We start from the raw sequence: 12,245 nt of genomic DNA, 5'->3' as shown, positions 1-12,245 counted from the left end.
GAAAAAAGTAGCTGGCTGTTGTTTTAGTACTGAAAAATGCTTTCATTAAAAGAGCTTTTTTCAGTACTTTTTATATTTATTTAGTCGGATTAACAGGTATTTGTACCCTTAATATATTTTGAGTTTTATGTATATGTTTCGGTAGATTTGAAAAGTAAAAGACAAAAATCACCCAAATATGCCGCTGATATAGTTTTTTGTCATTTCGTGTTTAGGGTTTTCGAAAATGTCTTTTGTATTGCCGCTTTCTTTTACTTCTCCTAAATACATGAAAAATGTTTTATCAGCTATTCGTTGTGCCTGTTGCATATTATGCGTTACAATAACAATAGTGTATTTTTGCTTCAGGTGAAGAATTAACTCTTCGATTTTTAAAGTACTCACGGGGTCTAAGGCAGAACAGGGTTCGTCCATTAAAATAACTTCTGGTCTTAAGGCAACGGCGCGAGCGATACACAATCTTTGCTGTTGACCTCCTGACAAACGATGGGCAGGCATTTTTAAATCATCTTTTACTTCGTCCCATAAAAAAGCTTCTGTCAATGCTTTTTCAATGACTGTTTTGTCATGGGGCAAATTGTTAATTCGCAGTCCATAAGCAATATTTTCATAAATGCTTTTTGGAAAAGGATTAGCTTTTTGAAAAACCATTCCGATGCGTTTTCTAATTTCTGTTACCGGAATACTCTTTGCATAAATATTAATGTCTTCAAGTTTTACTAATCCTTGAATATCAGCGTAGGGAATTAAATCATGCATGCGGTTTAAGCTTCGCAATAAAGTACTTTTTCCGCACCCCGAAGGTCCGATTAGTGCAGTTATTTCATTTTCCTGAAAATTAACGTTTACGTTTTTTAGAATTTGTTTGTTGGCAAAACTGATGTTTAAATTTTCAGCAGATAATTTAGTTTTCATTTTTTCTGAATTTATAGCGAATATAAAAGGCACTTAGATTTAATAAAAAGACTACCAAAATTAATACGAGAGCGGTGCCATATGCAATTGGTCTCACCTCTTCAATTGATTGATGCTGTGTGGACAGCATATACAAATGGTATGGCAATGCCATAAACTCTTGATTGATGTATCCGTTGGTATCACTGATATAAAAAGCAGCTCCGGTAAATAGGATAGGAGCTGTTTCGCCTGCTGCTCTGGACAAAGTTAAAACTACGCCTGTCAATATTCCGGGTACGGCTGAGGGAATAACAATATCTTTAATCGTTTCAAATTTAGTTGCTCCTACAGCCAAAGCCGCTTCGCGGGTGCTATTGGGTATTTGCATTAATGCTTCTTCTGTGGTTGTGATGATATAAGGTAGTGATAACAAACCCAGAGTTAATCCTGCAGCTAATAAAGATGTTCCTAATTGTAAAGTCTGTACAAATAAAGCTAACCCGAATAATCCGTAAATAATTGAAGGAACCCCCGACAGATTGCGTATAGCTGCTCTAATGATGCGCGTTAATTTATTATTTTCTGCATACTCATTCAAATAAATGGCACAACAAATACCAAACGGAATTGCAAAAGCAGCAGTAATTAATGTTATGAGAACGGTTCCTATAATGGGGGTTAAAATACCGCCTTTTGTCATGCCCTCTTTGGGTATAGAAGAAATAAATTCCCAAGACATGCTCCCGATTCCTTTAAATACAATTTCTAATATAATGACAACAAGAAAAAAGCAAACAATGAGAGTTGTACCTGTTAATGATCCCCATTCAATGATAGAGGAGAGTTTAAATCGTTTATGTTGCATGATATTTTCTAAATCTGTTAATAAAGTATTCTCCCACTAAATTGGCTATTAGGGTCATAAAAAAAAGCATAGTTGCCAAGGCATATAAGCCGTAATAATGGGTAGTTTGATAAGGTACTTCGCCCATTTCTATAGCGATTGTTGCCGTCATTGTTTTGACAGAGTCAAAGAAACCTTTGGGAATGAGAGCGGCATTACCCGTAGCCATTAAAACAGTCATTGTTTCACCAATAGCACGTCCTACGCCCAGCATAATGGCAGATATAATGCCGGGGCCGGCTGCCGGGATAATTACTTTGCGCAAGGTTTGCCATTTGGTGGCTCCAACGCCGTAACTTGCTTCTTTATAGGTTTTAGGCACTGCGTGTATGGCATCTTCAGAAATCGTGATAATAGTAGGCAAAGCCATAACAGCGAGTAAAATGGCTCCGTTTAAAGCATTTAAACCATTTGGTAAATCTGCCAGATTAGCTAATCCCGGGCTAACTACAACGATACCTAAAAAACCTATTACCACAGAAGGAACGGCAGCGAGCATTTCAATCGCTGGTTTAAGAATGTTTTTTAATCTGGAACCAGCATATTCTGAAATAAAAGCAGCCGTTCCTACTCCTAATGGTATGGCGATGATCATGGCTCCAAAAGTTACCAGCGTTGTGCTCAGAATAAGGGGGAGCATACCATATTTTGGACTTTTACCAGTCGGATTCCATTCCATTCCAGTAATGAATTCCAACGGTTTTACATCCATAAAAAAAGAAATAGAATTGTAGATTAGCAGAGCTAAAATTCCTCCCAGTAAAAAAAGAACTAAAAGCCCCGTTGCTTTAAAAATGTCTTTGAATATAGTGTCCAGCAATATTCTGATTTTATATTTCATTTGAAGTACGATCTTTAATATAATATCCGTGTTGAATGATTAGTTGCTTACCTCTTTCACTATTTTCAAAATCGATGAACGGCTTTACTTTTTTCCATGAATCTTCTAGAATAAACTGATACAATGGTCTTTGAAAGAAATACAGATTATTGTTGATGGTATGAGCATCAATAGGAGAATAGGCAGGTGAGTTAAAAGATTCTTTGATGTTGAGTATTTTTACTGTTTGATTGCCGGATTCATGTGCAATATATCCGGCACCCACATACCCGATTCCGGATTTGTCTGTTTTGATTCCCTCTAAAATCTGGGCATTGCCCGTCATTTCTTTGGCTGCCGAAGAAAATTCTATTTTAAGTTTCTTTTTGATAAAAGAGTGAGTTCCTGAACTACTTTGGCGCCCGTATATGTTAATAGGTAAGTCAACTGAGGTTAGCTGATTCCAGTTGACAATATCTCCTTTGAGAATAAGTGCTAAGGTCGCTAAATCTATTTCGTCTAAAGGCAGGTCTTTGTGCACTACAAAAGCGGTGGCATCTTCAGCAAAAACTACTGTGCGTAAGACAATATTTTTGCGTTCGAATTGTTTTGTTTCTTCATCAGATAAAGGGCGGGAAGAATTGGCTATATCTGCCTGACCATTCAGTAATGAGGTAATTCCCAATCCAGATCCGCCGCCGGAAATCGCAATACTAAAATCAGGATCTATTTCAGTGTATTGTTCTGCCAGATTTACAGCCAGATTTACTTCGGTATCCGATCCTTTCATTTTAATGGAATGATCTTTATCTCCGCATGATATTAGCAAAAAGACAGGCAAAAGACATAAAAAATTACTTACAAAAAAATCTGTTTTTTCATCAGAACAAAACTCTATTGTTTGTATAACCTGTGTATTATTTACGTGTTATTAAATGGTTAATTATCATCAAGGTTTACTCAAAATTAAAGATAACCTAATGCGCTGTACTAAGATTTGTTCTTTTGGCTTTATTTAGAAAAGATGCTTAAAATATGTGTTTCTATCCCAAGAAGGCAGGGTATCGGCTCGCGGTGTATAGACAACGGAGGGAGATAACTTTTTGAACGCTTGCTCAAAGGTATATGACATTTTCTTTACTAAGTATTGGAGTGAGGTTTGTACAAAAGATGTAAGTATGTTTTTTGAATATTTATTTGTAAAATAAATGGTTTTATTGATGTAATTCTTTTTATTGATTTTGTTTTTTAACTATTATTTAGTAAAAACAAAATATATTTATATTTTTGATATAAACTAAGAATTTCATTATGAGTATATTTTCTAAAAAGACACTGGAGGGTTTGCTTGCTGAAGCTGATGCGAGTGGAGCAAATAACCTTAAAAAAACCTTAGGCACATGGGGATTGATTGCTTTGGGAATCGGGGCAATTATAGGAGCAGGATTGTTTTCGATAACAGGAATGGCAGCAGCAAATTATGCGGGGCCGTCAATTATGTTTTCTTTTTTAATTGCTGCGATGGGATGTGCATTTGCCGGACTCTGTTATGCTGAGTTTGCTTCAATGATTCCAGTTGCGGGTAGTGCTTATACATATTCATATGCAACTATGGGGGAATATATTGCCTGGATTATAGGTTGGGATTTAGTGTTGGAATATGCAGTAGGAGCAGCAACAGTAGCATCCAGTTGGTCGGGATATTTAAACGCTTTATTGGGGAATTTCGGGTATTCATTGCCTCACGAACTCATAAATACTCCTTTTGACGGCGGGTGGTTAAATCTTCCGGCTGTATTTATAGTTTTTATTACTTCATTAGTCTTAATTAAAGGAACTAGTGAATCTGCATTTGTAAATGCGATTATTGTTATTCTAAAAGTATCTATAGTTATTGTGTTTATTGTTGTAGGATTTAAATACGTAAAACCAGAAAATCACATGCCTCTAATTCCCGATAATACAGGCAATTTTGGAGAATTTGGTTTTTCGGGTATTATACGTGCAGCTGCGGTTGTATTTTTTGCCTATATTGGTTTTGATGCTGTCAGTACGGCGGCTCAGGAGACTAAAAACCCGAAGAAATCTATGCCCATCGGTATTATGGGATCTCTTCTGATTTGCACTATACTATACGTTGCTTTTGCTTATGTTATGACCGGAGTAGTAGACTATAGAGCTTTTACTGCGGGTGATGCAAACAGTCATCTGGCTCCCGTAGCTATAGCTATTGATAATATGGGGAATATTGATGCTTCAGGAACTGTTATTCCAGCTTATCCGTGGTTAAACACGTCAATTATTATTGCTATTTTATTGGGATATGCTTCTGTAATTTTAGTTTTGCTATTGGGACAAAGCAGGGTTTTTTATTCTATGAGTAAAGACGGCTTGCTGCCCAAAGTATTTTCTGCGGTTCACCCAAAATTCAGAACACCGTATAAATCCAATTTGTTTTTTCTTGTATTTGTAAGTGCTTTTGCTGCTTTTATACCGGGAAGAGTGGTGGGAGAGATGACCAGTATAGGTACGCTGTTTGCTTTTATCTTAGTTTGTACAGGCGTTATGGTTATGCGAAAATCAATGCCTGATGCGCCCCGGGCTTTTAAAACTCCGTTGGTTCCTCTTGTTCCTGTATTAGGAATTATAACCTGTTTTTTTATGATGGCATTTTTGCCTCTTGACACATGGGTAAGACTGGTTATTTGGATGATTATCGGACTTGATCTTTATTATTTTTACGGAGCTAAACACAGTTTGCTCAATCAAACCGGTAATAAAGTAACAACAAAAACTAAGAAAGTGATCGCTATTTCTAATATAATTTTAGCAGTAATTCTTATTTTTATTGCCATTCTGCATCATGTTAATACAGAAGGCAGAGACACCGTTTTATATTATTTTTCTCTAATAATGGCAGCAATTCACTTATTGTATTTTGCTTATGTATGGTTCTCAGCTAGAAACCGATCGGATATTTCTGTTTCTTAAATAGAAATTGACTATATAAAAAGAATAAGGTCAGAAATTAACCGTAATAATACGCGGCAATTTCTGACCTTATTTTAATTTGATATTTAAACTATTTGAACCTCTGATTAGCATTACTGCTGATAAACATTTCGTTGCGTTCTTCTGAAATAATTTCGATAAATCTTTCGTAGTGTTTCAACACATCGGAGATCAGTTCGTTTTTGGTAAAAAGTCGAACATCATATCCTTCGCGGGCGTCTCCAAAATAAGATTCCGGAAAATAAGTTTGACTTTCTTCTGCGTCCGGCAAATTATCTTCGTCAAGCAGGTAATCGGAGAGCGTTTTGGATTCATTTTTTACTCCATAGATAAAATTGTTAACCATATCGTGTTTGATTTCAATCTCAACTCTGTAAGGTTTTTCGTAATGATTTATCTTAGCTTCAATTCCATTTTCAGAAAACTCTTGTTGCAGTTCTGTAAAAGCACTTTTGACTGTTGTATTGATAAAACTGCTTACCGATTTTTTATCGTTAAACGAAATAATAAGTTTTAAGCGTTCTTTCCAGTATTCACCAGACCAGTGGGTTGAAGTGACAGAAAGATCTCGTTCGTAATAATCCTTGTCAATAATCAATGCTTTCATAAGGCTTACAATAAAAAGAAGCATTATAACCGAAAAGGGTAAAGCAGTAATTAATGTCATACTTTGCAAGGCAACTAATCCGCCTGCATTTAGTAAAACTAATGCTAAAGTTGTTAATAAGATCCCCCATCCGATGGTTTGCCATTTAGGAGAAATGCGCGCATTTTTTGTAGCAATACTGTTCATGACAAACATCCCTGAATCTGCCGAAGTGATAAAGAAAATGACGATGATAAGAATAGTGAGGAAACTGATTATTTTGGAAAAAGGTAGATACTCTAAAAAGCGAAACATAAGTGCATCAGGGTTTCCGGCAAGCTGGCTTAATGCTCCTTCCGCAATATGAAGATCAAACCAAATGGCGCTGTTTCCCAAAACTGTCATCCAGATAAAATTGAATAAAGTAGGCAAAAGAAGCACAGCAGCTATAAACTCTCTTATAGTTCTTCCCTGAGAAATTTTGGCTATGAATAGACCTACATAGGGCGACCAGGAAATCCACCATGCCCAATAAAGAATTGTCCAGTCATAAAACCACGGAAGCTTATTTTCTTCATAGATATGTGTGTTAAAGGTCAGGCTAAAGAAATCGTTGATGTAGCTTCCTATCCCTTCTGTAAAACTTCCTATCAAAAATACGGTCGGACCTAATGCCAATACAAAAAATAATAAGGTAATAACGCCTATTACATTAATATTGCTCAATATTCTCACTCCTTTATCTACTCCGCTGACTGCAGATAGAATGGAAAGAGAAACCAAGATACAGACGATAATTACGTAATACATAAAATTGCTTTCAGGAATAAAGTTTAGCGTTTCTAATCCGGATGCAATTTGTACAACTCCAAAACCCAAAGTAGTAGTTATACCAAAAAATGTACTGCATAGAGCAAAGACATCAATGGTATTTCCCCATTTTCCTTTAATTTTATCTTTTAATAGCGGATAAAAACAACTCCGCAAAGAAAGAGGTAAACGATAGCGATAAGCAAAATAGGAAAGCGCCAACCCCACAATTCCGTATATTGCCCAGGCATGGATTCCCCAATGAAAAAAAGTGTATAATTGGGCATTTTTTGCTTGATCTACAACTGAGCCCGAAGCAAAAACTTCATTAGAATAATGTTGCATAGGCTCTGATACACCAAAATACATTAATCCTATTCCCATTCCCGCGGCAAATAACATTGAGATCCACGAGAAAAAAGAATACTTAGGTTTACTGTCATTTCTACCTAATCTTATATTACCGTATTTGCTAACCATAAGGTATATAAGAAATAAAACAATGATAGTTACAGCCCATACATATATCCAGTTGAGGTTTATAAAGATAAATTCTTTAATAGTGTTTAGCAGGTTTTCCGTAACTTTAGGAAATAGAGCTGACAGGAGAGAAATCCCCATGATAAAAATCAAACTCGGAAAGATGATTCCCTTACTTAGTGTGGTTCTTACTCTTGGAGTTTTATTCATACAGTTAGTTTAAATAGTTATGATTTTCTGTTATTAGGTAAACTGAAAATTAAGATTTTTAGTAATTATTTTAATATAAAATAAGATTTGTCTTTTTAGAGTATTTATGTAATGAGAAATAAAATATTTATTAGACAAGATAATGAAATGATAAGAACTTCAAAGATAGGAAAATAAAGTTAAATGCTCAGAATAAAATATAGATTATTAAATAAATATTTTTATTTTTGTATAAAAGATAAAAATATACGTAAATTTTATGTAAATAAAAATAAAGCTGTGTATTGTGTTTATTGTGGGATTTATCTGATTTATGCTTAAAAAGCAGAAGCAAGAAATAAATATTTTATGTTAATGAAATATTGAGTAACTGTTTTTTAATAAAACGGGTAATCTTGATTATGAATAGTTTTTAGTTTAAAACTTAATTTTTACATCTTATGTTTACTAAAAAAAGTATTCTATTAGCGGAATCTTCCTATAAGCTGGCATTGGTGCTTTCAAAAATATATGCTTTTTGGCTTGTTATATCCTTGTTTCTATTTGTTCTATTTGAAAAAGTAACAGTACTGGTTTTTTGCGCTCCACTTTTACTTGTATTAGCTGCCGTATTTAAAAATAAATACAATTTGTTAGAGTTTTTGTCCTATTTTGTAGTACCGATAGCATATCTACTCTTAGTTATCTTGCCTATAAAACCTTTTGCTGATTATGATTTTGTACTTTTAGGTTTATTATTGGTTATATATAGTTTAATATATTTATTAGATAAAAGCAATAATTACATAGCTTCAGATTTTAAATTTTGGTTAAAATACAATGCATGGTTTTTATTGCTTTTAGGCATTACATCAGTAGAGTATTCTTTTTATAAAAGGGGAGTTTTTGATTTAAATGTTAATTCATTCTTTCTAATAATTGGACTAATCGGACTTTCTATCATATATACAGTGATGATTTTGTGGTCTTTACAAAGAAGCAATAGCGAACAAAAAAATAGAGAAGACTGTAAAAAATTATCAGAAGAATATAAAGAAAAAATAGATTCTTTGAATACTTATTTTCAAACAAGTAAAGATTTTTTAGACCTTGATTATTCGCTAGATAATTTATCGGATGCTCTACAAATGGATAAAAAAGATATTAGCTTTTTATTAAATCATATACTTAATAAAAGCTTTTATTCTTTGCTTGCAGAAGAAAGAGTTAAGGTCGCTAAGAAATTACTGGAAAAATATGCTGATATCTATACTATTGATTATGTAATGGCTCAGGCAGGTTTTAGATCAAAATCATCTTTTAATCGTTATTTTAAAGAGTATACTAAACAAACTCCATCTGAGTTCAGAGATCAAAAACTAAATATTTAAGGGAAATAGAATGTTTACGTACGAGCAAGTTTTATCGTTATTACTTCTATCGGGGGCAATTGGATTTTCTATATATAATATTGTTTTATATAAGCGAAAAGGGTTAAAAAATGATTCAGATTTCTCTATTTACGCATTAAATATTTTAATTCTAGTTCATTCTTGTTATGCATTTTTAATAAGATTACTTTGGCCCGATTGGCAATTCTTAAATTTAGGTGCACCTTTTAAATTATTTTATGGACCGTTATTCTTATATATTGTCAGAAGTGCCGTTTTTGAAAAAAATTTGCTGCGGTTAAAAAGCAAAAAACTTTACTTGCATTTAGTACCAGGAATCATACTTTCTATATTGTTTCTGCTTCAAATTATCTTCTATAGTTTTTTTTTAGAGCGTGTATCTCTGATTGTGTATATTACAATATTGCAATGGATATCAGGAATACAGATGCTTGTATATGCTTTGATTGGCATGTATGTTATGTATTGCCATAGTTTGACAAAAAATAAAAAAAGAGTGAAGAGACTTTTTTTTGACGGATTGTTACTTCTTGCTATACGAAGTATATTTTTGATAGGAGATGCGTTGCGACTCGATTATAGCTATACTGACAATCTAATCAGTGGTTTGGTAGCGCACATTTTCATGTTATTTATTATTATCCAAATTCATCGAGTTTGGTTGAAAGATCTTTTATTTAAAAGTGTTAAAAAGGATGAACGTTTTCTTAGTCAAAAAGCATTAGCTCACAAAAGTGATAATGCACTTGTAGAAAAATACACAAGATCTAAAAAAAATAAGAACGTATTGGAGGATTATGCAAATAAAATTGAGGCACTGCAGGAAACTTTTTTTATAGACAGCAGCTTGACTATTGAAAAGTTGTCAAGAGAATTAAAAATAACATCTCATGATTTGTCGCAGGTTTTTTCGTTGATATTTAATACTAATTACAGTCAGTATGTCAATAAAAAAAGGATTGACTTTGCGGTTAAACTATTAAAGGCAGAAAAACAGCTGAGTATTGCTGATATATCTTTTATGGCGGGGTTTAATTCTCAGGCATCTTTTTACAGAGTTTTTAAAGAACATTACAATATGTCTCCTAAAGAATTTCAGAAGAAGAAATAATCTCTTTGTTTGGTACTGCTGAATTTACCTATTTATTTAGGCGATTTTTTATTCTTATTAATTTTCTATTTGAAAAAGTCTTTCTTTAGATAGAGTACAAGAATATTAAAAAACAAGCAGAGAATCATAAATTAAATTTGAAGGTTAAATCGACATGATTTTTGGCTTGTGAATATTCTACTATAAAATATTTATTACGCATCTTTTACCGGAATAATATAGTTTTATCTTTTATGAAATTATTCATTTCCATTCTATTTATATATGTATTTGCTTTTTTAATAAACATAATATGTTTTTTAATATAAATTGTATAAAAAACTTTTTTATTGTTTTTATTTATTATTAAAGACAATAAAAAAGTGTTTTATATGAATGTTTTTGTGTGAAAAAACTAAATTTTTAGTGTTATTCCCAATTATTTAATCATTTATTTTTTTAAATTACTGTAATTTAGCTACTTACGTTTTGTTTATTTTATTGGGACGAACTTCTTCTCAATAATTTGAGAATTAAAAGAGAAAATAAAGCCTTCTCTTTGCCTAGTGATTATTTCGAAAAATTACAAAACTTATTTTTCAAGTTTAACTGAATAAAAAATTGTTTATGAAAAACAAATTACTAAGAGCAACATTTTTAATAGGCTTTTTAACAGCTTCTTTAACCGGATCTGCTCAAATGAGTATTGGTACTCCTACACCCGATACTTCGGCAATTTTGGAATTAAATGTGAACAATCTAGAGTCTGGTAATAAAAAGGGTTTTTTGGCTCCCAGGTTAGCGTTGAACTCAAGATTAGATACAACGACGATACCTAATCCTGCAGTAGGATTGTTAGTTTACAATTTAGGAACAGGCAGTGGTTTTTCTTACAAAGGTTATGTTTTTTGGGATGGTGAAGAATGGAGAGCGTTAAGCGGTTCATCTCTGGCGGATGGAGCTATAGGGGATATAACTTGTAATGCAATAACCCTAATACCGAGCAGATATGAAAATGGAAAGCCTTTTGAAGGAGTTATGAATGTTCCATATACAGGAGGAAACGGTGGGGTTTATCCCGCTCAAACTATAGGACCTGTAAATGGGTTAACAGCAACTCTTGCTGCTGGAAGCTTTGCTAACGGCGCAGGTACACTAAGTTATACAATAAAGGGTACACCAACAATTAGTTCACCTGAAACAACCGTTTTTACCATTGAAATAGGAGGGAAAAATTGTGATGCGGTTATTGGTGCTGATGACGGTATTACGTTAGGGGATTTGGTGTATTATCAGACTCCTCCGATTTTAGCATCTGTCTCTGGAAGTGGAACTGCCTTAAACGGTACTGAAGCTAAAGGATGGATGAGCTATTATGCAGACGATCTGCCTATTTTAGGAGGTAAAATCAGATTAGACGGTTACTTTAATGCCAGCTCAAATAGTGCTGGGGGAGTCAGTTTTAATCCGAGATTGGTGAATGTTTCGGGACAACCCGTAAAAATATGGTTTAGCGCTATGACTACTATAGACAGTTTTAGATCAGGAAACCATCTTTTGGCAGCGGATGGCGGATGGGTAAATTTAGATAATGGTATTTACTATGGTTATGGAGCTAATGATGTGTTAGGAGTAAGTACACCTAGACCTAGCGGAAATGGAGTAAGTGGACAGGAAATCGTTCAGGTTGATCTCTCATTGGATGACAAGTGGTATCGCATTTATTATTTCCCTATTGTAGATAACTTAAATACAACAGGTGATACAGATAATGTGAGAAAGATCTTCTTATCTATTCAGCGTTTGTATTAAAAAATAAAGAAAAATATATTTTCTAGATATATATATATATATAATAAAAATCAAAGTTTATGAAAAAAATTACATTAATCGCAGCCTTATTCGGTTCGGTTTATTTTGCAAAAGCACAGGTTGGAATTGGCACTGATGCTCCCAAAACATCAGCCTATTTAGATGTAGAAGCTGAAGACAAAGGAATTTTAATTCCGCGCGTATCACTTCGAAGTTTAAGTGAATTTGCTCCG

General features: G+C 33.5%; 9 protein-coding genes. 4 read left to right on the top strand and 5 right to left on the bottom strand.

Annotation, left to right across the window (positions count from 1 at the left end):
- Window positions 1–168 precede the first annotated feature (168 nt).
- From pstB to C8P70_RS03840, 4 genes are read right to left on the bottom strand one after another with little or no spacing between them, the layout of a single operon-like run.
- Entirely contained in the window at window positions 169–915 is a 747-nt protein-coding gene (gene pstB, locus C8P70_RS03855; protein ID WP_133712021.1) for a phosphate ABC transporter ATP-binding protein PstB, read from the bottom strand.
- A complete protein-coding gene (pstA, locus tag C8P70_RS03850; RefSeq protein WP_133712020.1) occupies window positions 905–1,762 on the bottom strand; it encodes a phosphate ABC transporter permease PstA in 858 nt (285 codons plus the stop codon). The genes pstB and pstA overlap by 11 nt, the downstream gene beginning before the upstream one ends.
- On the bottom strand, window positions 1,752–2,642 hold the full coding sequence (pstC, locus tag C8P70_RS03845; protein WP_133712019.1) for a phosphate ABC transporter permease subunit PstC: 891 nt from the start codon (window positions 2,640–2,642) through the stop codon (window positions 1,752–1,754). Before pstC ends, pstA begins: the two co-directional genes overlap by 11 nt.
- Window positions 2,632–3,411 (bottom strand): substrate-binding domain-containing protein, encoded by a 780-nt coding sequence (locus tag C8P70_RS03840; RefSeq protein ID WP_133712018.1) that lies wholly within the window; start codon window positions 3,409–3,411, stop codon window positions 2,632–2,634. The genes pstC and C8P70_RS03840 overlap by 11 nt, the downstream gene beginning before the upstream one ends.
- Before the next feature lie 521 nt (window positions 3,412–3,932).
- Between C8P70_RS03840 and C8P70_RS03835 the strand changes: the two genes are divergently transcribed.
- Entirely contained in the window at window positions 3,933–5,612 is a 1,680-nt protein-coding gene (locus C8P70_RS03835; RefSeq protein WP_133712017.1) for an amino acid permease, read from the top strand.
- 91 nt (window positions 5,613–5,703) lie between these two features.
- Here C8P70_RS03835 and C8P70_RS03830 read toward each other — a convergent pair whose 3' ends face one another.
- Window positions 5,704–7,719, bottom strand: coding sequence for a BCCT family transporter (locus tag C8P70_RS03830; RefSeq protein WP_133712016.1), 2,016 nt, complete (start codon window positions 7,717–7,719; stop codon window positions 5,704–5,706).
- 629 nt (window positions 7,720–8,348) lie between these two features.
- On the opposite strand from C8P70_RS03830, the gene C8P70_RS03825 reads away from it, so the two are divergent.
- The 3 genes from C8P70_RS03825 (at window position 8,349) to C8P70_RS03815 (ending at window position 12,012) form a co-directional block, all read left to right on the top strand.
- The gene (locus tag C8P70_RS03825; protein ID WP_166666168.1) at window positions 8,349–9,089 is read left to right on the top strand and encodes a helix-turn-helix domain-containing protein; all 741 of its coding nucleotides are present in this window, start codon (window positions 8,349–8,351) and stop codon (window positions 9,087–9,089) included.
- Between the two features lie 517 nt (window positions 9,090–9,606).
- Window positions 9,607–10,221, top strand: a complete 615-nt coding sequence (locus C8P70_RS13775; protein ID WP_166666167.1) for a helix-turn-helix domain-containing protein — start codon at window positions 9,607–9,609, stop codon at window positions 10,219–10,221.
- Window positions 10,222–10,827: 606 nt separating this feature from the next.
- The gene (locus tag C8P70_RS03815; RefSeq protein ID WP_133712013.1) at window positions 10,828–12,012 is read left to right on the top strand and encodes a hypothetical protein; all 1,185 of its coding nucleotides are present in this window, start codon (window positions 10,828–10,830) and stop codon (window positions 12,010–12,012) included.
- Window positions 12,013–12,245: the final 233 nt, after the last annotated feature.

The organism is Myroides indicus, assembly GCF_004364575.1.
Taxonomy (GTDB): Bacteria; Bacteroidota; Bacteroidia; order Flavobacteriales; family Flavobacteriaceae; genus Flavobacterium; species Flavobacterium indicum_A.
This window is presented reverse-complemented; position numbering and strand designations above follow the sequence as displayed.